This is a genomic window from Ferdinandcohnia sp. FSL W7-1320, from assembly GCF_038050315.1.
GTDB lineage: Bacteria > Bacillota > Bacilli > Bacillales > Bacillaceae_L > Ferdinandcohnia > Ferdinandcohnia aciditolerans.
In genome coordinates, this window is sequence record NZ_JBBPAM010000001.1 from 4,804,351 (window position 1) to 4,829,200 (window position 24,850).

Annotated in this window: 19 protein-coding genes; 3 read left to right on the forward strand and 16 right to left on the reverse strand. The window is 40.6% G+C overall.

Features of this window, described 5'->3' with window-relative positions:
- Positions 1–582: 582 nt before the first annotated feature.
- On the forward strand, positions 583–1,788 hold the full coding sequence (locus tag NST91_RS23200) for an IS256 family transposase (RefSeq protein ID WP_341332423.1): 1,206 nt from the start codon (positions 583–585) through the stop codon (positions 1,786–1,788).
- 324 nt (positions 1,789–2,112) lie between these two features.
- Positions 2,113–2,991: an N-acetylmuramoyl-L-alanine amidase gene (locus NST91_RS23205; RefSeq protein WP_341333039.1), complete on the forward strand. Its 879-nt coding sequence runs from the start codon at positions 2,113–2,115 to the stop codon at positions 2,989–2,991.
- A 98-nt stretch (positions 2,992–3,089) separates the two neighbouring features.
- Here NST91_RS23205 and gloA2 read toward each other — a convergent pair whose 3' ends face one another.
- From gloA2 to NST91_RS23255, 10 genes are all read right to left on the reverse strand, one after another.
- The gene (gene gloA2 / locus NST91_RS23210) at positions 3,090–3,476 is read right to left on the reverse strand and encodes an SMU1112c/YaeR family gloxylase I-like metalloprotein (RefSeq protein ID WP_341333040.1); all 387 of its coding nucleotides are present in this window, start codon (positions 3,474–3,476) and stop codon (positions 3,090–3,092) included.
- A 226-nt stretch (positions 3,477–3,702) separates the two neighbouring features.
- Entirely contained in the window at positions 3,703–5,118 is a 1,416-nt protein-coding gene (gene araA / locus NST91_RS23215) for an L-arabinose isomerase (protein WP_341333041.1), read from the reverse strand.
- 16 nt (positions 5,119–5,134) lie between these two features.
- Positions 5,135–5,830 carry an L-ribulose-5-phosphate 4-epimerase gene (locus NST91_RS23220; RefSeq protein ID WP_341333042.1) on the reverse strand — a complete coding sequence of 232 codons (696 nt, stop codon included), beginning with the start codon at positions 5,828–5,830 and terminating at the stop codon, positions 5,135–5,137.
- On the reverse strand, positions 5,824–7,440 hold the full coding sequence (locus NST91_RS23225) for a xylulokinase (RefSeq protein ID WP_341333593.1): 1,617 nt from the start codon (positions 7,438–7,440) through the stop codon (positions 5,824–5,826). Before NST91_RS23225 ends, NST91_RS23220 begins: the two co-directional genes overlap by 7 nt.
- 159 nt (positions 7,441–7,599) lie before the next feature.
- Positions 7,600–8,763, reverse strand: a complete 1,164-nt coding sequence (gene mmsB, locus NST91_RS23230; protein WP_341333043.1) for a multiple monosaccharide ABC transporter permease — start codon at positions 8,761–8,763, stop codon at positions 7,600–7,602.
- Positions 8,747–10,297, reverse strand: a complete 1,551-nt coding sequence (gene mmsA / locus NST91_RS23235; protein ID WP_341333044.1) for a multiple monosaccharide ABC transporter ATP-binding protein — start codon at positions 10,295–10,297, stop codon at positions 8,747–8,749. Before mmsA ends, mmsB begins: the two co-directional genes overlap by 17 nt.
- A 77-nt stretch (positions 10,298–10,374) precedes the next feature.
- Entirely contained in the window at positions 10,375–11,466 is a 1,092-nt protein-coding gene (chvE, locus tag NST91_RS23240) for a multiple monosaccharide ABC transporter substrate-binding protein (RefSeq protein ID WP_341333045.1), read from the reverse strand.
- A 140-nt stretch (positions 11,467–11,606) separates the two neighbouring features.
- Positions 11,607–12,824 (reverse strand): response regulator, encoded by a 1,218-nt coding sequence (locus NST91_RS23245; protein WP_341333046.1) that lies wholly within the window; start codon positions 12,822–12,824, stop codon positions 11,607–11,609.
- On the reverse strand, positions 12,817–14,646 hold the full coding sequence (locus NST91_RS23250) for a cache domain-containing sensor histidine kinase (protein WP_341333047.1): 1,830 nt from the start codon (positions 14,644–14,646) through the stop codon (positions 12,817–12,819). The genes NST91_RS23245 and NST91_RS23250 overlap by 8 nt, the downstream gene beginning before the upstream one ends.
- A 24-nt stretch (positions 14,647–14,670) precedes the next feature.
- On the reverse strand, positions 14,671–15,666 hold the full coding sequence (locus NST91_RS23255; protein ID WP_341333048.1) for a substrate-binding domain-containing protein: 996 nt from the start codon (positions 15,664–15,666) through the stop codon (positions 14,671–14,673).
- 296 nt (positions 15,667–15,962) lie between these two features.
- Here NST91_RS23255 and NST91_RS23260 point away from each other — a divergent pair, with 296 nt between their 5' ends.
- Positions 15,963–17,432 carry an amidase family protein gene (locus NST91_RS23260; RefSeq protein WP_341333049.1) on the forward strand — a complete coding sequence of 490 codons (1,470 nt, stop codon included), beginning with the start codon at positions 15,963–15,965 and terminating at the stop codon, positions 17,430–17,432.
- Between the two features lie 75 nt (positions 17,433–17,507).
- Here NST91_RS23260 and NST91_RS23265 read toward each other — a convergent pair whose 3' ends face one another.
- From NST91_RS23265 to NST91_RS23290, 6 genes are all read right to left on the reverse strand, one after another.
- The gene (locus NST91_RS23265) at positions 17,508–19,145 is read right to left on the reverse strand and encodes a xylulokinase (protein WP_341333050.1); all 1,638 of its coding nucleotides are present in this window, start codon (positions 19,143–19,145) and stop codon (positions 17,508–17,510) included.
- Between the two features lie 131 nt (positions 19,146–19,276).
- Complete coding sequence (gene araD / locus NST91_RS23270; RefSeq protein WP_341333051.1) at positions 19,277–19,981, reverse strand: L-ribulose-5-phosphate 4-epimerase; 705 nt, start codon at positions 19,979–19,981, stop codon at positions 19,277–19,279.
- 107 nt (positions 19,982–20,088) lie between these two features.
- Positions 20,089–21,165 (reverse strand): alcohol dehydrogenase catalytic domain-containing protein, encoded by a 1,077-nt coding sequence (locus NST91_RS23275; protein ID WP_341333052.1) that lies wholly within the window; start codon positions 21,163–21,165, stop codon positions 20,089–20,091.
- An 87-nt stretch (positions 21,166–21,252) separates the two neighbouring features.
- Positions 21,253–22,224 carry an ABC transporter permease subunit gene (locus tag NST91_RS23280; protein ID WP_121445685.1) on the reverse strand — a complete coding sequence of 324 codons (972 nt, stop codon included), beginning with the start codon at positions 22,222–22,224 and terminating at the stop codon, positions 21,253–21,255.
- A complete protein-coding gene (locus NST91_RS23285) occupies positions 22,221–23,720 on the reverse strand; it encodes an ATP-binding cassette domain-containing protein (protein WP_121445684.1) in 1,500 nt (499 codons plus the stop codon). The genes NST91_RS23280 and NST91_RS23285 overlap by 4 nt, the downstream gene beginning before the upstream one ends.
- 75 nt (positions 23,721–23,795) lie before the next feature.
- Positions 23,796–24,755: a substrate-binding domain-containing protein gene (locus NST91_RS23290; RefSeq protein WP_121445683.1), complete on the reverse strand. Its 960-nt coding sequence runs from the start codon at positions 24,753–24,755 to the stop codon at positions 23,796–23,798.
- Between the last annotated feature and the right edge of the window lie 95 nt (positions 24,756–24,850).

Consider the following 24,850-nt stretch of genomic DNA (forward strand, 5'->3'; position numbering starts at 1 on the left):
AAAGTAATGGCAAAAAGGAAAGATTGTGTCCGAAGACTAGCAAACTTCGGACAACGAAGCAACGAAAAAGCAAGTTTGTGTCCGAAGACTAGCGAACTTCAGACAACGAAGCAACGAATAGCCAAGTTTGTGTCCGAAGACGAGCAATCTTCGGACAAGGTAACAACGAAATGCCGACGGTGTGTCCGAAGACGAGCAAACTTCGGACTAGGATGCAACGATTTGCCGTGATTCTGTCCGAAGACTAGCAAACTTCGGACAACGAACCAACGAAAAGGCGAGGGTGTGTCCGAAGACGAGCAACCTTCAGACAACGAACCAACGAAAAAGCTAGTTTGTGTCCGAAGACTAGCGAACTTCAGACAACGAAGCAACGAATAGCCAAATTTGTATCCGAAGACGAGAAATCTTCGGACAAGGTAACAACAAAATGCCGACGATGTGTCCGAAGACGAGCAAACTTCAGACAACGAAGTAACGAAAAAGATTAAGTCCATATAATTGTGTAAAAAGAAAATGAGTCAAATTAGTTCCTCTTGTCTACAATGTTAACAGCGACGAAAACAATGAGGAGGAATTAATATGACTCAGTTACAGTTTAACCTAAATCTAGATGTTTTAAAAGAATCCGTGATGAATTCTGACCTTGATTCTATTATCAAGGCATCCGTTGTTCTTGTCCTCAATGAGTTTATGGAAAAGGAACGGGATGCCTACCTACAAGCAGGTGTCTATGAGCGCACCAGTACGCGTCAAGATTACCGCAATGGTTACTATGATCGAGAGCTTTTAATGAGTTTTGGAAAAATTACGCTAAGAGTGCCTCGGACTCGTAACGGAGACTTTTCTACTACAGTTTTTGAAGAATACGCTCGTTGTGACCAAGCCTTTGTTCTAGCTATGCTCGAAATGGTTGTTAATGGTGTTTCCACTAGACGAGTTACTAATATTGTGGAACAACTGTGTGGAAGAAAGGTATCTAAATCTTTTGTATCAACACTTACTGAAAGGTTAGACCCTATAGTCAATCAATGGGCGAATCGCCCACTGAACACAATGTACTATCCTTATGTTTTCGTTGATGCCATGTATATTAAAGTGAGAGAACACAATCGAGTAGTTTCTAAAGCCGTCTATATCGCAACTGCGGTAGACAAAAATAATAGACGTGAAATCTTAGGCTTAAAAGTAGATCACGTTGAAAGTAAAGAGGCTTGGGAACGTTTTTTCCAATCCTTAAAGTCTAGAGGTTTACACTCGCCCAAACTGATCATATCTGATGCGCATAAAGGATTAAAGGCTGCAATTGGAACAGAATTTGTGGGTTCTTCTTGGCAACGCTGTACAGTTCATTTTAAAAGGAATATCATCACTCATATGCCGAAAAAGGACATGGTAGAAGTTAAGATGGGCCTAAAAAGGATCTTTGAAGTTACTACAGTAGATGATGCAAGGAAATATAAACAAGAGTTTATTGATCTCTTTGGAACCAATCGAAAACTTGAAAAAGCAATTGAAATATTAGAAGAGGGCTTCGAAGATGCCGTACAATATCTAAATGAAGATTCAAAATTACATAAGCATATACGTAGCACTAACTCAGTAGAGAGAATAAACGAGGAAGTCCGACGAAGAGAAAGAGTTATACGAATCTTCCCAAATACTCAGTCAGCTTTTAGACTCATTGGTGCTGTCTTAATGGATTATGCCGATGAGGTCTCCAATAGATTTATCGGGAGCAAGTTAGAAGAAAAGAAGGAAAAAAAGAAAAAGAAAAAACAAAAATAGTCTGCGCGATAGCGCGCGAATTTTTGGTTACTGGAAGGGGGTACCCCCTTCCAGTAACCAAAAACAAATAAGATCGTTTAACACTGTTTTTCATGAGGAATGAATTTACACATAATACAGGACTTGACAAACGAAAAAGCTAGTTTGTGTCCGAAGACTAGCGAACCTCGGACACGGCACCAACGAATAGGCTTAGTTGTGTCCGAACACCACTTAGAACTTATACATCTGTCCCAACTATAGCCCCTATTCCACCAAAACAAGGTATGTGCCTGTACAAACAAAACACTTTTTACATATTTTAACAATAAAGGGGTGATTTTTATGAGTTGGATTCAAGATGCCGGGCATGGTGGTAGTGACCCAGGTGCGGTGGCGGACGGGAATACGGAGAAGGTTTATACACTAGAAGCTGCACTTTATGTGGACAAACGGTTGGCTGAACTGGGGATTGCAAGTGACTTGACCCGTTCAAGTGATGTTACTATAAATCCCGAGCCAAGGACCTCGAAGGTAAAGAAATACAAAAAGTGTATTTCCCATCATTTTAATGCTGGCGGAGGTAGTGGTGTTGAAACCATCCACTCGATTTATGCTAATGGCAAGTTTGAGCAAATGTTAATTGAGGAATTTAGAAAAGCTGGATATCCAGTTAGACCACGTCCTGTGTACACACGTAAGAATTCTTCGGGCGGGGATTATTACTATATGCATAGACTTACTGGAAATTGTCGTACTACTATACTAGAATACGAATTTGTGGATGGCCCACAATCCGATAAAATCAAGGATAAAGCATACCGAGAAGGGATGTATGAATGCGTGGTTCGCGCTATTTGTCTTGATGAAGGTGTTAAATATGCTGGACCTGGTTCTGAACCAAAACCAGCACCTAAACCCGAACCAACACCTGTCAATCCTCCGAAAGAAAATCTCGCAGTTGACGGTTATTTCGGGCCGAAAACAATTAGTGCCCTCCAAAGATATTTTGGAACACCTGTAGATGGTTACATTAGCAAACCATCTCTCGTCATAAGAGCATTGCAAAAATGGCTCGGCGTCACACAAGATGGCTACTTCGGGCCAATTACAATCTCAGCCCTACAAAAACGACTAGGAACACCAGTTGATGGGGTCATAAGCAAACCATCACTCGTCATTAAAGAACTGCAAAGACGTTTAAACAAAGGAAACTTGGGATAATATTGAAGGCCACAGGGGTTTCTGGTGGGTCACGGGGAAAGTTCCCGCGCCCCACCATTTTTTTCCTTTTGGGACAAGGGACCTGTTCCTCTGTCCCATTATCTTTCGTAGAGTTCTAATGGTAAGTCGTCTGGGTCTCTAAAGAAGGTGAATTTTTTACCCGTCACCTCGTCAATTCGCAAATCTTCTACTATGATTTTTTTGGCAGTTAACTCTTTCACCGCTTCTTCTATATCATCAACTTCAAAGGCTAAATGACGCAGACCCGCTGCCTCCGGATAACTTAGTCTTTTCGGTGAGTCCGGAAATGAGAACAACTCAATTTGATAGGTATCCCCAACAGCTAAATCAAGTTTGTAAGAATCACGGTCTACACGAAACGTTTCATTTAAAATAGTAAAACCAAGCTTATTGACATAAAAGTCCTTTGACCTCTCATAGTCAGTACAGATAATGGCAATATGGTGAATACGGTTGATTTTCATAGTAACCATCCTATCCTAATAGTAATTAGTAGTTGATTCATTAATAAATAGTTGGAACTTCTGGCCCTCTATAAAACAGAGTATAATAAAAAAAGAAGTGTTTGAACACTTCTTCTGTACCCTTAACGATTAACTATTCTCGAAAATATGGTAGCAATATTAAAATAAGGATAGTACTTCATGCCAGGGCTGGGACAGTGGACCTGTCCCTGCGTCCCAAAATTTTTTATTTTATTAGGACGTATTCGAGGTCGACTAGGTTGGCGTAGGTTATGATTTGGTCTGTTGTTAACTTCAACGAGACGACTGTATGGTGACCCCCGCCGTTTTCAATCCAGGCTTTTACGCCATCTTGAAAGTTTGGCTTTACCTCCCAAAGGACACGCGCTACCGGAAGGTTTGGAGCTGGGGTGGTTGGTTCAAATGCGCAAACTTCATTGATTAATAGTTTGTAATGGGTACCAAAGTCGGCCATTGAGACGACGACACCGTCTCCTGCCTTCCCGTCAAATACTAAGCGTGCAGGATCCTCTCGATCACCGATACCAAGTGGCGATACAACGATTCTCGGTCTATTGCTTGCTAAGGTCGGATCGACCTCAAGCATATGCGATTGAAGGACTGCTTCCTGACCAGCAGCTAATTCATATGTGTAATCTTCCATAAACCCCGTTAATTCGTTATGGCTCATTACCTTTAATAAGCGATCGAGTGCCGCCGTTTTCCAATCGCCTTCCCCCGCAAATCCATATCCTTGAGCCATTAATCGTTGAACAGCAAGACCAGGTAATTGCTTCATACCATATAAATCTTCAAAGTTCGTGGTAAAAGCATTGTAGCCACCGTCTTCAAGGAAACGCTTAATCGCGATTTCATAGCTTGCTTGTACTTTAACGCTAGCTTCCCAAGCCTCTCTCTCGTAACTGCCATAATCAAACTCATAGTGCTCTTCATATTCGGTAAACAACGCATCAATTTCTTCTTCCTTAACCCCATTTACATATTGAACAAGATCACCTATACCAAAATAATCAACTGTCCAACCAAATTGAATTTGCGCTTCTATCTTATCTCCCTCGGTTACACCAACATTTCGCATGTTGTCCCCAAACCGAGCGACTTTTATGTTAAAACTTTCATTAAAAGCAACCGCTACATCCATCCAGTCTGCAATCTGCTTCTGTAATTCGGGGCGCTGCCAGTACCCGACTACCACTTTATTTTTCTTTTTCAAGCGAGCATTGATAAACCCATATTCCCGGTCACCGTGAGCGGATTGGTTTAAGTTCATAAAATCCATATCAATCGATGCCCAAGGAATACTTTCATTAAATTGGGTTGCCAAATGTAAGAGTGGTTTTTGCAATAATTTTGTTCCCCGAATCCACATTTTTGCAGGTGAAAATGTATGCATCCATGTGATGACACCGGCAACCTCATCCCGGTAGTTTACTTCTTTCATAAGGTTTGTAATTTTATCTGCACTAACAGCTAATTCTTGTAGAATGAGTCGATAAGGTAATATACCACTTTCATTTAAGGCGTCCGTCATCTCTTGAGCATGTGCTTTCACTTCTGCCAATGCTTTTTCCCCATATAGATGTTGGGAGCCTACGATAAACCAAAATTCTTTTTTCTCCATCCTAATCCCCTTTCAATCACTTTTGGCCGTAATATGCGTTTTTCCCGTGTTTTCGTAGATAGTGCTTATCTAAAATCCGTTGTGGCAGTTCTGATGCGAGGTCATTTAGTCCCCTTGCAAACAGGTTCATCTTCGAAACTTCATCCAAGACAACACTATTCACCACTGCAGCCTTTACATCTTTCCCCCATGTAAAAGGACCATGTCCGCGCAGCAAGACACCCGGAACCGCTAAAACATCGATCCCACGCTCTTCAAATGTTTCAATAATAACCTGACCAGTTGCTGCTTCATAACCACGATCAATTTCCTCTTGTGTCAAAAAACGAGCACATGGGATTGCACCATAAAATGTATCGGCATGAGTTGTTCCCATCGCCTGAACATCAAGGCCTGCTTGCGCCCAAATTGTCGCCCATGTTGAATGAGTATGAACGATGCCACCAATTTCAGGATAATGCCTATATAGCACGGCGTGTGTCAGTGTATCTGATGAGGGATTAAAGTCTCCTTCAACAACATTCCCATCTAAATCAACAACCACCATGTCACTTGGTTTCATCGTCTCATACTCAACACCACTAGGCTTGATCACAAATAAACCACGGTCATGGTCAATCGCACTTGCATTTCCCCACGTGAATTTTACAAGTCCATGTTTGGGCAATTCTAGATTCGCCTGGTATACTTCTTCCTTCAGATGTTCTAACACGTTACCCCTCCCTCATTTTTGACATACAACAAATGTTCAACAGCAGCTCGCTCAATCTCAAGTCCTTTTCTATATCGCTCAATAAACACTTCAAATCCCACTACGTCCTCAGGGTCAGGATCGATTTTGTCCCCTACCACATCTTTAAAAACTCTGTTATCTAGAAAGTCTTCTAAACTTTCATTCTTGTTTTTATTCATCATATAAGAAGCTAGGATTGCCATTCCCCACGCACCGCCGTCACTGGCCGTTGCCATAACAGAAACGGGAGCATTCATTGCAGCTGCCACCATCTTTTGTCCTACTACAGGTGTTTTAAATAGTCCACCATGCGCGAGAATACTATCTATCGCAACATTTTCTTGCTTTGTTAGAATATCCATTCCCATTTTCAACGCACCAAAAGCAGTAAAAAGATGTGTCCGCATGAAGTTCGCTAGATTAAAAGGACTTTCCGGAGAACGAACAAATAATGGTCTACCTTGATCTAATCCAGTGATATTCTCACCTGAAAAATAACCATAGCTTAGCAATCCGCCACCATCTCGGTCTGCTTCCAAAGCTTTGTTGAGCATCACGTTGAATAGTTGAGCATTATCAATCTCATATCCCATCGCTTCCGAAAACTCTCGGAACAGTCCCAGCCACGCGTTGATATCACTTGAACAGTTATTCGCATGAACCATCGCAACAGGACTCCCGTTCGGGGTCGTAACGATGTCAATTTCCGGATATACTTTTGAAAGTTCTTTTTCTAACACAATCATGGCAAAAACGGAAGTTCCTACGGAGATGTTTCCGGTGCGTTTCCTTACACTATTTGTCGCTACCATCCCTGTTCCTGCATCACCTTCTGGTGGGCAAATTGGAATTCCCGGTTGCAATTGCTGTGAAGGATCTAGGATGTTTGCTCCCTTTTCTGTTAAAAGACCTGCTTGTTTTCCTGAAATATAAACGGTCGGAAGAATATCACTAAGCTTCCAAGGGTACTTTTTCACGGCCAAAAGTTCATCAAATTGCTGAAGCTTTGCTTCATTGTAATACTTCGTTTCTTCATCAATCGGGAACATCCCAGAAGCATCGCCAATTCCGATCGCTTTGTTGCCGGTTAGTAACCAATGAATATAGCCAGATAGCGTAGTGATATAATCAATTCGAGGTACATGTTCCTCTTCATTTAAAATGGCTTGATAGAGGTGAGCAATACTCCACCTTTCCGGAATATTGAATTGAAATCGATTGGTTAACTCATTCGCTGCAGGACCTGTCGTCGTATTCCGCCAAGTTCGAAATGGAACCAGCATCTCTCCAGTCTTGTCAAAAGCCAAATACCCATGCATCATGGCAGAAAAGCCAATCGAACCAATTGTTCGTAGTGTAATTCCAAATTTGCGTTCAACTTCCTGTTTCATTTCACGATAAGCCGCTTGCATACCAGCGATAACATCCTCTAAGCTGTACGTCCAATACCCATTTTCCAGCCGATTTTCCCACTCATAACTGCCAGACGCGATTGTTTCAAAATGCTTATTAATCAAAACCGCCTTTATCCGGGTGGAACCAAACTCAATCCCAAGCGAAGTCTCACCCTTAGCAATCGCCAATTGCATCTCATCATAATTCACCCTCACATCACATCCCTCCTCAAATGGGTCACGGGGACAGGTCCCTCGTCCCACCATTTTTTTCCTGGGACAAGGGACCTGTCCCTCTGTCCCAAACCAAGCGAGCACAACCTCATTGGAAACTACCGGAAACATTTCGCCCCGCTATTTTCCAGCCCGATTTTTATTGTAGATATCAAATCCTACCGCGAGTAGGAGCACGAGTCCTTTGATGGCTTGTTGCCAGTCGATTCCGACGCCAATGAGTGACATACCGTTGTTCATGATCCCCATAACGAGTCCACCGACAATGGCACCGATGACGGTTCCTACGCCTCCTGCCATAGAAGCACCACCGATAAAGACGGAGGCAATGGCATCAAGCTCGAGCATGTTACCCGCTGCAGGTGTTGCAGAATTAAGACGCGAAGCAAACATTAAACCAGCTAAGGCTGAGATGACTCCGTTGTTCACAAAGACCCAGAATACGACACGCTTTGTTTTAATACCGGATAAATCCGCCGCTTTCTGGTTACCACCTGTTGCATACACGTGACGGCCCATAACTGTGTTTTTCATGACGAATGTGTAGACCACGATTAGAATGATAACAATGATTAACACCGTTGGAATTCCTTTATTTAACGCCAATTGGTACGCGAACCAGTTAATCACTGCGATAAGTAATGCCATTTTTGTAACAGATAGCCATAACGGACTCACTTCGAGGCTATATGTTAATTGTTTTTTACGGTTTCTGAACTCCATATAGATTAAGATAATTGATAGAATAATAGATAAAATGATTGTTAGTAAGTGCAACTCCCCTGAACCAATCGAAGGTAAAAAGCCACCGCTCAGCATGCCAAATGACTCAGGAAATGGTGCAAGTGATTTTCCATCTAATAGATACAAGGTTAACCCCCGGAAAATTAACATGCTGGCCAAGGTCACGATAAAGGAAGGTATCCCGACATACGCGATCCAAAATCCTTGCCAAATTCCAATGATTGCCCCAACAACAAGTGATAGAATAATAGCCAACCACACTGGTACATTGTGATTAATCATGAGGACCCCTGCAATTGCGCCGACAATAGCAACAACGGAACCGACTGATAAATCAATATTTCCCGTAATGATGACTAAAACCATTCCAATTGCTAGGACGAGGATAAACCCGTTTTGCAAGATAAGATTGGTCAAGTTTAATGAACTAAAGGATATCCCATCCGTTAAGATCCAAAACAGCCCTGCAATGAATACAAGTGCAATGATCATTCCATATTCCCGGATATTGTTGCGAAATAAATTACTTAGTGTTTGCACGTTTCGTCCCTCCTGTTCCCGTCATATAACGCATGACACTCTCCTGGTTCGCCTCTTCACGACCGAGCTCACCTGTTATACGACCTTCATTCATGACATAGATACGGTCTGATAGCCCCAATACCTCAGGTAACTCCGAAGAAATGACAAGGACACCCATTCCTTCAGCCGCTAGTTCATGGATGAGTGAATAAATTTCAAACTTAGCCCCTACATCAATTCCTCGAGTCGGTTCATCCAAAATTAAGATATCTGGCTCTGTAAAAATCCACTTACTTAAGACAATTTTTTGCTGATTACCACCACTTAAATTTCCTGCAAGTTGAGCCAATGATGGAGTTTTAATATTTAATCGGTCTCGTAAAATTTGAGCCTCCTGAACTTCCTTGTTTTCATCAATCACTGTATTCGTTGAAATTCGTTTGAGATTTGATAGAGTTATATTCCGTTTGATATCATCAATTAAATTTAGACCATATGTTTTCCGGTCCTCTGACACATAAGCAATTCCATGCTCAATCGCTTCACTAACTGTATTTACCTGTATTTCTTCTCCATTTTTGTATAATAGGCCGGTAATTTTTTTCCCATACGTTTTCCCGAAAATACTCATCGCAAGCTCTGTTCTTCCAGCTCCCATTAAGCCTGCTAAGCCGACTATTTCCCCACGACGAATATGAAGATTGACATTGTCGATGACTTTCCGATCACGCTGCAACGGATGATAGACATTCCAATTTTCCACTTCAAAAATAATGTCACCAATGTTCGGGATTCGTTCTGGATACCGGCTTGTCAACTCACGACCTACCATTCCTTTAATGATACGATCCTCTGATGCCTTTTCACCCTTCACTGCAAACGTCTCAATTGTTTGTCCATCTCGTAAAATCGTAATGTTATCCGAAATACTAGATACTTCATTTAATTTATGAGAAATCAGTATGGAGGTAATCCCTTGTTTTTTCAGTTCAAGTAAGAGGTTTAATAAGTTTTCGCTATCTGTTTCATTTAGGGCTGCAGTTGGTTCGTCTAAGATTAAGAGTTTCACATTTTTAGATAGTGCTTTTGCAATCTCTACGAGCTGTTGTTTCCCAACCCCGATATCCATTACGGCCGTGTTAGGTGATTCTTTTAACCCGACCCGATCTAACAACTTTTTTGCCTCAGAAAAGGTTTCCTGCCAATTGATAACCCTTTTGGATTGTCTTTCGTTCCCTAGAAAAATATTTTCTGCGATAGATAAAAAAGGACTCAAAGCCAACTCTTGATGGATGATCACAATCCCAATTTGTTCACTTTGTTTAATATCTTTAAAGTGACATTCTTCCCCTTCAAAATAGATGCTACCTTCATAGGTTCCACTCGGATAAACACCACTTAATACTTTCATCAAGGTTGATTTTCCAGCACCATTCTCACCTACTAGTGCATGAATTTCTCCCTTTTTCACTTTTAAATTCACGTTGTCTAATGCTTTAACTCCTGGAAATGTTTTTGTGATGTTTCGCATTTCTAAAATATACTCAGACATATCCTCACCACCTCGTTAAAATCCGGAATGAAGTAATTTAGTGGTGACATGAAAATCACCACTAAATAGGGGGGTACTTATTTCACTTCGTCTTCTGTGTAATATCCGCTATCAATTAACACTTCTTTGTAGTTGTCGATATCGACTGACACAGGGTCAACTAAGTAAGAAGGAACGACTTTTTGACCATTATCATATGTCTCTGTATCATTCACCTCTGCTTCTTCACCAGCTTCAATCGATTTAATCATTTTTACCACTACAGCAGCTAGATTACGTGTATCTTTAAACACCGTTTGTGTTTGTTCACCCGCAATAATTGACTTAACAGATGCAGACTCAGCATCTTGTCCAGTAACAACTGGTAGTGGAAGGTCAGCAGAACCGTAACCTACACCTTTTAATGCTTGAATAACCCCACGGCTAATTCCATCATAAGGTGATAAAACGGCGTCAACCTTTTCCCCGCCAGAGTACGCTTTACTTAAAATGTTTTCCATACGTGATTTTGCGGTGTTTCCATCCCAGCGCATTGTTGCTCCTTGTTCAAATTCTGTTTGACCACTTTGAACAACCAATTTCCCGCTATCAATATGTGGCTTTAGAACAGACATCGCGCCATCCCAGAAGAAGTAGGCATTATTATCATCTGGTGAACCACCAAATAATTCAATATTAAATGGTCCAGCTTCTTCCTTAAGGTTCAGTGCTTCTTCAATATAGGAAGCCTGTAAGACACCTACTTGGAAATTATCAAATGTTGCGTAATAACTTACATTTGGTGTTTCCATAATTAAACGGTCATACGCGATGACTTGTATGTCTTGATCGGCAGCTTTTTGTAATACATTGGTTAAAGCAGTACCGTCAATCGATGCCACAACCAAGATTTTTGCACCTTTTACAATCATGTTTTCAATTTGCTCGATTTGCTTATCGACATCATCTTCCGCATATTGTAAATCTGTTTTATAACCAAGTTCTTCTAATTGCTTCACCATATTGTTTCCATCATCCACCCAGCGCTGTGATGACTTTGTAGGCATCGCAACCCCGATTAACGTACCCTTTGAATCGCCCCCAGAACCTGACGATTTGTCGCTTCCACTACAGGCCACTAACGCAAATACCAAACTAATGATTAGTGCTAAAAAACCTAATTTCTTCATACATGTAACCCCTTTCATATTTTTGCTACTATTAAATTATCATTTCCGTTAATGAAAGGGCTTTACATAAAATTAAACACTTTTTATAATTTTTTAAACTTTCCGTAACATTTGTTATGAGTGCATAAAAAAAGCACCTTCTACGAAAGGTGCACGTTTTCTACATCGTTCTTGAATTGCATTGGTGAAATACCGACTACTTTTTTAAAAGTGGTGCTAAAGTAATGTTGTGTATCATATCCAACCGTTTCTGCTATATCTCGGATCGATAAATCCGTCGTTTTCAGTAAATCAACGGCTTTGTTAATTCGCATTTGAGTTAAAAGTCCAACGTAGGAAATACCCAGCTCATGCTTAATCATCCGACTTAAATAGACACTAGTGATATGTAATTCATCCGCTACTCGCTCTAGCGTGAGGGAAGAATCCTGATAATGCTGTTGAATATAGGTTAGAGCCTGTTTTACAATTGGGGACATTTTGATTTGCTGTTCAACCTGCCGTTTGCATTGATCATAGATTTTATACAAATGAACAAAGTCCTGAATAAAAATATCTTCCATATGATAATAGATTGTGAGATTAAAATAGGTTTGCACGACTTCTTCTATTTTTGTGAGGAGCTCCCGGTTGAGTTGCTCCCATACACACACATTAAGCAAATGGGATTGGTCCCAAAAAATAACCGTCTTTTCTGAACCAATCATTTCTTTTACGATATTCTCTATCGCAAATAAGTACAACTGACGGTCATTTTCTTGCATAAACGTTTGATTCAAATGATAATCAGGCCATTTAATCACGAGATATTGTATTGGATGTGCGACTGGCAGGTGTAAAAACTCAAGTTGCTCTCTAATCTCTTCATTCGCTAACTGACCTGCAATCCAATCCTGAAAAAAACGTTCCCTAAGCTGGACATGATTCCTTTTTATCTGTATGGCAGCTTGTTTGATATATTTCTTCTGGTTAACTTCCAGATCAAGTTTTTGTTTAAGATCTATGATTAACTCTTCCAGTTTTCCCGGATTGATTGGTTTTAATAAATAATCTTCGACCTTTAATCGAAGGGCTGCTTGTGCATAACGGAAATCATCATATCCCGAGATGACAACCATTTTACAGTTTGGCAATTGCTCCTTAATCTCTTCCATTGCTTCAAGTCCATCCATGATGGGCATATTTAAATCAACTAGTAAGATATCAATCTGGTGTTTAATCGCTAATTCAACAGCTTCTTCACCATCCTCTGCTTCCCCAATGACCTCCATATTGTACTTCTCCCAGTCAATAGAAGAATGGATTCCATCCCGAATTATATACTCATCATCGGCGATTAAAACCTTCCATTTACGCATGTTGTTTTCGCTCCTCTTCCCATTCAATATCTTCTTCTAAAATAGGTAACACTAACTCGAGCGTTGTCCCAACCTTTTCTTTACTCTCAATCGTAATCCCATACTGTTCCCCGAATGCAAGTACGATTCGAGCTTGAACGTTCAAAATCCCATATCCCTTCTTATGCTTCGATTCAGTTTGATTCTCTGTCCTTCTAACAGCATCCTTAAGGGCGACACGAATTTCGTGAAGGTGTGATTCTGACATTCCAGCACCGTTATCTTGAATCGATAGGCGTAAATTTCCGTTCATTTGTTTTGCAGAGACCATGATTTGACCCGGCCCCCGTCGCTCTTTTATTCCATGGTAGATTGCATTTTCGACAAGTGGCTGCAGAATAAATTTGAGAACATAAAGCGAAGCGGCACGTTCGTCCACATCAATCTGATACTGTAATTTTTCACGATATCTCGTTTGTTGAATTTTTAAGTAACTTTCAATATGCTCTATTTCCTTATCGAGTGGTATCCGATCTCTTCCCTTACTTAATCCAATTCGGAACAATTTTGCTAACGACTCAACCACTTCGGCTATTTCAATCGCCTTTTGCTTTCGAGCCATCCATTGAATCGTATCGAGCGTATTATAGAGAAAATGAGGATTGATATTGGCTTGTAAACTTCTAAATTCGGCTTCTCGCTTCTGTCTTTCGTGCCTCTCCGTTAAGCGCAGCAATTCATTGATTTGTTTTAGCATTTTATTAAAACTTCGGCCAAGCATACCAATCTCATCATCTCGTTTTTCTGTATACCGGACCCCAAATTCCCCACTTTCGGCTTTCCGCATAAACTTCATTAACTGGCGAATTGGCTTAGAGATCGAATTGGATAAGAAGTACGATACCGGAATTCCAAATAAGAGAATGATAAAGACAAAAACGACTAAATAAAACTGTATCTCCCTTATTTCGAATATGGATTCCTCGGTTGGAAAGACGCCGATGGTGGTCCAGTTCGAATATGGTGATTCTTGAAAAATAAACTGTACCTTCTGTGAACCTATCTTCTTTGAAAACGTACCTGACCTTTTTTCATCCAGCCATTCATTTGGGATCGTTTCAATTAAAGGATCTTTGGGCTGATAAATCGGTCTACTTTGTTCATCAATCACCGTCAAATAGCCGGTTTTTCCAAGCCGCACATCGACTAACGTTTCAGCAACCGTCCTAACCTTTAAATCGATTAAAATGACCCCTAGTACTTCCTGTGAAATTGGATCAATCACAGCGCGAACGCCTGACACCACTTCATCATTTTTGTAACTGACCAATGATGAGAGACGGCGGTCCTTCGGTTGACCAATCATTCGAAAGATCCCTTTATTTTCTACCGCCTCTTGATACCAAGACTCTTCCGTTAAATTCTCTGAAGCCGGAGCGTACAGTTCATTACTCACATACTCCCCTGCGCTGTTCACGACTAAAACCCCTGCTACTTCAGGCATTAACGTTGTAAAATTACGAAGATAGCGTTGAATCTCATATTCATTTGTTTGATATTGACCAGGTTGCTGACCATTATGATGAAAAAAGTCCTCAATCCGCTCATTATAGGAAATAAAGTAGGTAACACGTTGCATGTTGTTTATGTAGAATTCAAGTGTTTCATTCACTTTACTAATAAGCTGTAAGGTATTCTGATTGACTTGCTCTTCCACAACACGCTCAACCGTCCAATTAATTAAAAAACCTAAGCAGATAATCGGGATGATACTAATAATTAAAAAATGAGAGATCAGTTTATATCGAATTGGTAAATTATTTATTTGTATGAAGTTCTTCAATTCAACCAATCCATTCCTAGAAGTTTATTGTGGATAGTAGGAGTTCACATTTTCCTTTGTAACAATGGTCACACCTGTATCCACGTATCGAGGTAAAGGTGCATTTTTTCGGTCTTGTTCATGAATGCCATGTTGCAAATGAAACAAAAATTGCAAGGACCAGTACCCCATTTCCCATGTTCCCTGTGCAATGGTGGCGGAAATCACATCGTCCTTAATCATATCGAGGGTTCCCTTATCTGTATCAAAACTAATGATTTTAACAGAGTCTTTGAGTTTATTGGCGATGATGGTTTGTCCAACTCCAACTCCACCGTTCGCCTCCGTCACGAAGATGCCTGCCACATTCGGATTCTCGTCAATCATCGATTCTGCTACCTCTTTTGAAATCACTTGATCGCCTCTTCCATCTTTGACAGAGACAACCTCCATGTCAGGATATTCCCTGAAGATCGTATCTTGAAATCCTTTGGTACGTTCCTGATGGTTTAACTGATTGGGGAGGGTAATCACACCAACCTGTCCCTTTTCATTTACTAACTCTGCCATTTTGTGAGCCGCCTCTACACCTGCCTTGTAATTATCCGTTCCTAGAAACGAATACGCCTTACTTTCTGGTGCATCTGCATCGAACATGACGACTGGTATTCCAGCCTCAACCGCTTTATCAATCACAGGATTTAAAGCTTCTGGATCCATTGTGGAAATTGCAATTCCCGCTGGATTCTTAGCGATTACCTGCTCGAGGACTGTCATTTCCTCGTGTACATCATATTGCGTCGAACCCCGGTACTCAATCGAAACATTTAACGCTTCTGCCGCATCCTCAAAACCTTTTAACGCTCGCTTCCAGTAATCAATCCCCACCATAAACGTGACCATTACATACGTTTCATCCACATCCCCGACCAGCTCATTCTCATTCCAGGCACGTTCCGTCGAACTCTCCGCTTGATAGTTATATATATAAAGAACAAACAATCCAATGAGCAACAAATACACGAAAAGCAGCTTCTTCATCTATGAAACCCCTTTCATAAAAAGAGTGATTAGTAGATTCGATTTCAATATATGCCTATTATAGCGTAACTCTTTCAAAAATTCTTATTATTTTAGAGAGAGTTATAGAATGGAGGGGTTGGGTTGGCGTTGGTAGTCGTGCTGGGCCACGAAGTTAAAATCGGCCGTTGCTGGGTCACGGGGACAGGTCCCACCTCGAAAGAAAGGACTTGTCCCATTTTTTGTTTTAAATAGGTTAGCCATAGCATATAATTGGTTTGTAATATTCAAAATAATTCGATAGGTGGCGATGAGGTTTGGAACGATCTTCAGTACAATCTCGTGCATCTCAGGTATTACATAATCAAGGTAAGGATGAATTATGGCGTTGGTCGGCAACAGATTTGGCTCATGGCATTCGAACAAGACTCATTTCTTCTCGCGAGGCTGTTGAGAGCTGTTTGGACAGAATCGAGGAAGTCAATCCAGTGCTTAATGCCCTGGTTGAAGTTCATGCAGAAGAGGCAATTGCTGCAGCTGATCAGGCAGATCTTGCTGTAAAAAAAGGAGAGCTACTTGGACCACTACATGGTGTGCCTGTTTCTACAAAAGTGAATGTTGACCAAGCTGGACATGTAACAACAGATGGTGTTGTGGCTTTTAAAGATAATCTTGCTGAAAAGGACAGTCCCCCAGTGGCAAATCTCCGGAATGCAGGAGCCGTCATTGTTGGCCGCAGTAATACGCCTGCTTTTAGTTTCCGCTGGTTTACAAATAATGATTTGCACGGAAGAACCCTGAACCCTTGGGATAAAACACGTACACCTGGAGGGTCGAGTGGAGGCGCTGCATCAGCTGTTGCTTCTGGGATGATGCCAATTGGGCATGGTAATGATATTGGTGGTTCTGTTCGACACCCAGCATATGCTTGTGGAATTACTGGAATTCGACCAACTATAGGAAGAGTTCCTGGCTGGTTTGGTCCTCCGGATGGAGATCAATCCTTTTCAGGACAACTGATGTCAACTGATGGTCCGCTTGCCCGTAGCGTTGGGGATCTTCGCCTTGCACTTCAAAGCATGAGTGCATTTGATCCCCGTGATCCACTTCATGCTTCAGTACCGTTAATTGGCGAACCCCTTCAAAAGCCAATTCGAGTTGGGCTTTTACGTGATATTGGTGTCGCTACTCCATCTACAGCCGTTAATCAGGCTTTGAATGAAGCAGCCGACCAGTTGACAGAAGCAGGTTATGTAGTGGAAGAAGTGAAGCTCCCTCTATTTACTGAAGCCTACAGACTTTGGTATTTATTAGTGCTTGAAGAATTCAAATTGAATATTTCGCTTATAGAGCAGTATGGAGACGAAGGTATGAAAAAGGCTGCTTTGCATTATTCCGAAAATGCAAAAGAATGGTGGGGAGAAAACCCTGGACTAACCGACTATATTAAGGGCTATGCACGTCGCGGAACGCTAATTGTACAACTTCAGGAGTTTTTACAAGAATACCCACTATTGCTCATGCCAGTCTCTGCAGAACAGGCATTTGAACAAGATGAGGATATCAAAAGCATTGAAAGCATGAGGCGTGTTATGGATGCACAATGGTCCATGATGGCCATTCCAGTGCTTGGTTTCCCTGCTATTTCCGTTCCTACTTCTGTTGCTGATGGTCTACCAGTTGGAGTTCAACTCCTCGGAAGACGTTTCCGGGAGGATACACTATTTGATGCTGCTGAAGTAATTGAAGCACACGCACAAATCCAAACACCGATTAATCCAAGATAAAAGGTGGGACACAGGGACAGGTCCCATGTCCCACCATATTTTTCCTTTTAGGACGAGGGACCTGTCCCTCTGTCCCTACAATTTTACTGTTTTCTCGTCTTTTGTTAGATGTAAATTATCAACCGCTGCCTTCTCAATTTCTATTCCTTTTTTATAGCGCTCAATAAATACTTCAAACCCTTTTACGTCTTCAGGATCAGGATTGATTACGTCCCCAACCACATCGTTAAAGACTCTTCTGTCGAGGAAGTCTTCTAAGCTTTCATTCTTGTTTTCATTCATCATATAAGAAGCTAGAATAGCCATTCCCCACGCGCCACCTTCTCCGGCTGTTGCCATGACAGAAACAGGCGTATTCATGGATGCCGCCATCATCCTTTGTCCCACTACAGGCGTTTTAAATAAACCACCATGCGCCAAAATACTATCTATCGCAACATCTTCCTGCTTAGTCAGAATATCCATTCCAATTTTCAATGCACCAAATGCTGAAAATAGATGTGTACGCATAAAGTTTGCTAAATTAAAGTTACTCTCTGGTGAACGAACAAACAATGGTCTGCCGTGTTCTAATCCGGTAATAAATTCGCCTGAAAAATATCCGTAACTTAGCAATCCGCCACCATCTGGGTCAGCTTCCAATGCTTTGTTGAACATGACACTGAATAACTGATTGGTATCAACCTTATACCCCATTGCCTCCGAAAACTCACGGAACAATCCAATCCAAGCGTTAATATCACTTGAGCAGTTATTCGCATGAACCATCGCAACAGGACTTCCATTTGGCGTTGTGACCATGTCAATCTCTGGGTATACTTTTGAAAGTTCTTGCTCTAATACAATCATGGCAAAAACAGAGGTCCCTACTGATACGTTTCCTGTACGTTTTCTTACACTATTTGTCGCAACCATCCCTGTGCCTGCATCACCTTCAGGTGGACAAATAGGAATACCAGGCTGTAAATCATGTGATGGATCTAGAATTTCAGCTCCAACATCCGTTAATTTCCCGGCATACTCACCAGAGATATAAACTGGAGGAAGAAGGTCTCTTAGCTTCCAAGAATATTTTTTCTCGGCAACGAGTTCATCAAATTGCTCGACCATTGCTTCATTATAATTCTTTGTTGCTTCATTAATCGGGAACATACCAGAAGCATCACCAATCCCAATTGCCTTGTTCCCAGTCAATAACCAATGAATGTAACCAGATAATGTTGTGATGTAATCAAGTTGTGGTACGTGATCCTCTTCATTTAAAATCGCTTGGTATAGGTGAGCGATACTCCATCTTTCGGGAATATTATATTGAAAAAAATCTGTTAATTCTTTTGCTGCTTTACCAGCATTTGTATTCCGCCACGTACGAAAAGGAACGAGTAGCTCTCCCGTCTTGTCAAATGCCATATAACCGTGCATCATGGCAGAAAATCCAATAGAACCAATCGTTCGTATCGTGATTCCGTATTTTCGTTCAACTTCGTTTTTCATTTCGTGATAAGCTGCCTGTAAACCAGTAGTTATATCTTCTAGGTCGTACGTCCAATAGCCATTTTCCAGACGATTTTCCCACTCATAACCTCCAGATGCAATGGTTTCAAACTGCCTATCAATTAGAACCGCTTTAATCCGTGTCGATCCTAATTCAATCCCAAGAGAAGTATCACCATTCATAATCGCTTGCTTAATGTCTACCTGATTCGCTTTCATGTCACATCCCCCTCCAGTAACAATTTCAATGTGTAAATAGGATTCCAAAAGCGCCATTTATTGGGTCAGGGGGGCAGGTCACCTGTCCCACCTATTTTTCCTGGGTCAAGGGACCTGTCCCTCTGTCACATTTAGTTGTTTACTTTTTTGTGTTGGCCATAGTATGCGTTCTTGCCGTGTTTTCGCAGGAAGTGTTTATCTAGTAAGTGTTGGTCAATTGCTTCTAGTTCTGGTGATAGACTTTGAGTATAGTAAGCAAATTTCGCAACTTCCTCCATGACAACTGCATTTTCTACAGCTTTCATTGGATCTTTCCCCCAGTTAAAAGGACCGTGGTTATTTACTATAACTCCTGGAATAGAGGCTGGATTGATATCTTTAAATGTTTCTACAATGACTTCCCCTGTATTGTGCTCATAGTCATTGTCAATTTCAAACGGAGTCATATGTCGTGTACAAGGAATGTCTCCATAAAAGTAATCAGCATGTGTTGTTCCATATGCAGGAATCGCCCTTCCTGATTGCGCCCATTTTGTACACCATGGTGAATGGGTATGCACAACCCCTCCTATTTCAGGAAATGCCTTATATAAAACTAAGTGTGTCGCAGTATCTGATGATGGGTTCAGTTCACCCTCAATGATATTTCCTTCTAGATCGATTACCGGCAAATCTTCTGCTTTCAAATCTTCATAAGCAACGCCACTTGGCTTAATTACTACTAGGCCTTTTTCTCGATCAATTCCACTTACATTTCCCCAAGTAAAGATGACTAAGTTTCGTTTTGGCAGCTCAAGATTTGCTTCTAACACTTTTTGCTTTAAATCTTCTAACACAATCATTCACTCCGTTCTATAAAGAAAACTCGGCAAATGCCGAGTCTTCCTTTATTCTTTATTATCAATACTCGCGACATATACCCTAATGTTTTCTAACAGCTAAATTAAGGTTTTAATAATACTTTAATTGCTCCTGGATTATGTGCCATATCCATAGCTTCAGCAAAGTCTTCTACTTTGTAACTATGTGTAACAATACCTTCAGCTGTTAATAAGCCACGTTCAAATAGGTCGATTGCAATTGGGTATGTGTATGGTCCTAAGTGAGACCCTCTAATATCCAATTCTTTTCTGTCCCCGATAACGCTCCAGTCAGTAGTTACTTCTGATCCAAATACGCTAAATTCGATAAATCTTCCAAGTCTTCTTACCATTTCTAGGCCTTGTGTTACACCACTTGGATGACCAGTTGCTTCAATATATACATCACAACCATAACCGTCTGTTAAATCCTTAACGATTTTGATTGCATCCTCTTTTAATGGATTAATGACAAGGTCAGCGCCTAATTTTTTCGCAACAGCTAGTCGGTTTTCATTTCCATCTAGTACAATTAATTTCTTAGGTGTTTTTAATTTAATGAGTTGAAGCATACATAATCCAAGAGTTCCAGCACCTGCTAACACAACTACATCTTCAAACTCAATTGTTGCTCTTTGGATGGTATGAACGGCACAAGCCATTGGCTCAACTAAGGCAGCTTCTTCAGGAGTAACTCCATCCGTAATTTTATATATAGTTGCTGTTTCGCTGAATTTCATATATTCAGCCCAAGCTCCTTCAGCAATGTCTTTTTGGAAACCATAAATGTTATGAACATCACACATCCAGTACTTACCTGTTTTACAGAACTTACATTTTCCGCACGGATTAATTTGGTCAGTTGTTACGCGATCACCAACTTGTACTCCGTGTTTTTCTGCAGCCCCCACTCCTAATTCAGCCACAATTCCGTAGAATTCATGTCCTGGAATAACCGGTGCTTTCATCCAAGGGTCTTCTCCGCCCCAATACATTGCAGAACCATGATATGCCTTTAAATCACTACCACAAATACCACAAGCTTCGACTTTGATGATAACTTCCCCTGGTCCAGCCTTAGGAACTGCAACTTCCTCTACTCGATAATCCTCTGGACCATGTGCTACTACAGCTTTCATTGTTTCTGGTAATACTGACATTGTTCTACATCTCCCTGTATGTTTAGAATTTTAATAGATTAAGTAAACTTACATATTGTTAACGCCAGTGCTTAGCATTCTAGTATATTAGTCTTTTTGACGAGTACTACTATAGTAGATCGCACCAACGATAATCACACCTTTAAGTACACGTTGTACATATGGCGATACACCCATAAGGTTTAATCCATTACTTAATACTCCTAATAGAAGAGCACCTAGTAACGTTCCAAAAATATGTCCTCGGCCACCTGCAATGCTTGTTCCGCCTAATACAACTGCTGCGATTGCATCTAACTCATACCCTTCCCCAGCCATTGGTTGTCCGGAAGAAAGTCTTGAAGTCATGATCATTCCACTGATAGCAGCTGTCACACCACTGAATAGATAGACAAACGTTTTGATACGTTTTACTTTTACTCCAGATAATCTTACTGCTTCCTCATTACCACCTAATGCGTAGATATAACGACCAATTGGTAAATGGTTCAAGATTATATAAGCTGCGATAAAAACAAGAATCATAATGACTGCAGGCATTGGAATTACCCCAAATAGATAGCCTCTACCAATAAACGCATATGATGATGGCAGACCTGAAAGCGGATATCCACCTGTATATAAAAGGGCTAAACCACGAGCCGCCTCCATCATTGCTAATGTGACGATAATTGCCGGGATTTTCGCATATGCGGTAAACAAACCATTGATATAACCTAGTGCAGCACCTAAAACAATCCCAATTAATACTGCTACAATTGGAGGTAATCCAGTATTAATCATCATACCTGCAATAATGGTCCCGGTAAGTGCCATTACCGATCCAACGGATAAATCAATACCGCCTGTTAAAATAACAAAGGTCATCCCTACAGCGAGGATCCCGTTTATTGAAACTTGTCGAACAATATTCGAGACATTATCTGCCGTTAAAAAACTTTCTGCTGCAATGGAAAAGAATATACATAATACTAAAAATCCAATCAGCGTTAGCATCTCTGGGTACTTAAATATTTCCTTAGCGCTAAACCCTTTTTTCTTGTAATCTAATTCACTCATCCTTCAGCACCACCCGTTGCGTAATACATTACTTTTTCTGAAGTTGCTTCACTTCCCGGAAGTTCTCCCTTGATTTTCCCCTTATGCATAACAAGAACTCGGTCACTCATCCCTAGAATTTCAGGTAATTCTGAGGAAATCATAATGATAGAAAGTCCTTCGTCTGCTAGTTTTCTCATTAGTTTATAGATTTCTTCCTTCGCCCCTATATCAATTCCACGGGTAGGTTCATCGAAAATTAACACTTTACAATCGGTATTCAGCCATTTTGCTAAAACAACCTTTTGTTGATTTCCCCCACTCAGGTTTTTTACTAACTGTGAGCTGCTAGGTGTCTTGATCAATAAGTCCTGAATGGATTGCTCGACAATTTCGTTTTCTTTCTTCTTATTAATAATTCGTACGAAGTTGGTCAAATCTCTTAAAATTGGAATACTAATATTGTTTTTAATAGACTGGCTAAGCACGAGACCTTGCGTTTTTCTACTTTCAGGAATTAATGCGATTCCATGTGCTAGTGCATCTGTTGGATTCTTGATTGACACTTTTTGACCGTTGATATATACATCTTTCTCTTGTGCATCATCAGCGCCAATAAGTGCCCTTACAACCTCTGTACGTCCTGAACCAACGAGACCAGCAATTCCGATGATTTCACCCTTTTTCAGGTTGAATTGAATATCATGAATCTGTTTATTTTGCATTCTCTTAACTTCTAAAAATACTTCCTCATTTCCTGTTTTCACTGGCTTATCAGGAAACGCATTGACAATCTCACGACCTACCATCATTTTGACAATGTCTTGTTTAGTTGAATCCTTCACTTCACGGGTTCCTACAAACTCACCATCCCGTAAGCAGGTATAGCGGTCGCACATTTTTAGAATTTCCTCTAAGTGGTGCGATATATATATAATGGTTACACCATCAGCTTTCAATTTGGCGATTAATTCAAATAACTTATCAATTTCTTTTCCTGTTAAACTAGCTGTTGGTTCGTCGAAGATTAATACCTTTGTATCAATTGCAATCGCTTTAGCAATTTCGATAAATTGTTGATTTGCCACACTTAAATGTGCAACAGGTTTATTGATATCAATGTCTGCATCAAGTCTTTGTAATACTTCCCTTGCTTCCTTACGCATCTGTTTTCTATTTAATAACCCATTTGCTTGCCTTTTCTCACGACCTAAGAAAATATTATCCACACCACTTAAGTAAGGAATTAAACTAAATTCCTGGTGAATAATACTAACTCCTAATTGTTGTGCTTGCTTAGGATCTTTGAATGTGACTTCTTTTCCATCTAAACGAATTGTTCCCGAAGTAGGTGTGTAAACACCAGATAGTATTTTCATCAATGTGGATTTTCCAGCACCATTTTCCCCAACTAATGCATGCACTTCACCACGTCTAATAGTAAAACTAACTCCGTTTAAAGCTTTTACCCCAGGAAATTCCTTCGTAATATTCTCAATCTCTAGAATGTTATCCATAGCAATCACCTTCCTTCTTACACATATTTAGGAGAGGCGCTATGCAAGTTTGCAAAAGCGCCCTATTTTGTTAGATTACCAGCTAAAGTCAGCTGCGTTTTCTTTTGTTTGTAGTTCTACATCAATTGGAACTTCAGTTGGTACTACTTCTGCACCCCAAAGTTTAGCCAAAGCCATACCAAGACCAATTCTTACTTGGTCACGTGGGAATTGAGCAGTCGTTGCCTTGAATGGTCCACCCTTTGTGATTGCTTCAATTGCTTCTGGGTGTCCGTCAACACTATAAATCGCTACATCTTTACCAGATGCTTCAATTGCTCCTAGAGTACCTAATGCACCTTCATCGTTAACACTGAAGATTGCATTTAAATCTTTATTTGCTTGTAGCATGTTTTCTGTAACCTTCATTGCTTCTGCTCTATCTTGTTTACCGTTTTGCTTGTCAACAATTTCGATTCCTGGAGCCTCTTTAACTGCATCTTCGAAACCACGTACACGCTCTAGAATAGGAACAACTGGAATACCATCAAGAATTGCAACTTTACCTTGTCCACCTAAATCTTCTACCATTTGCTTACCTGCTAAATAACCAGCGTCATAGTTTCTTGAACCTACGAAAGAGTCGATAGGACCTTTTGCCTGTGCGTCAACAGCCACTACGATAACTCCAGCTTTTTTCGCTGCCTCTACTGCTCCTTCAACACCGTCACTGTCAGTCGGGTTGATTAATAAAATATCAATATCCTTTTGGATCATGTCATCAATATCATTAATTTGCTTTGTTACGTCATGTTGAGCGTCAGCAATAAATGTTTCTGCACCAATCTGTTTAGCCGCATCTTCAAATGCTTCTTTCATTGAAATGAAGTAAGGATTGTTCATTTCCTGGAAAGACATACCGATTTTAATATTTCCTTTTTTTGCTTCTCCGCCTCCATCACTTTCGCCACCAGCGCTGCCTTGACTTGAGCAACCCGCTGCGATGAATAGAAGTAAAACGAGTGAAAGTACAACGAACTTTTTCAAATGTTTCATTTGTTAGTTCCCCCTATTTTTTAGTAGAAATTTAGTAAAATCATATTGTAAACAGAATGAATATAAAGCGGTTACATCTTTCTTGAGTCAGTCTA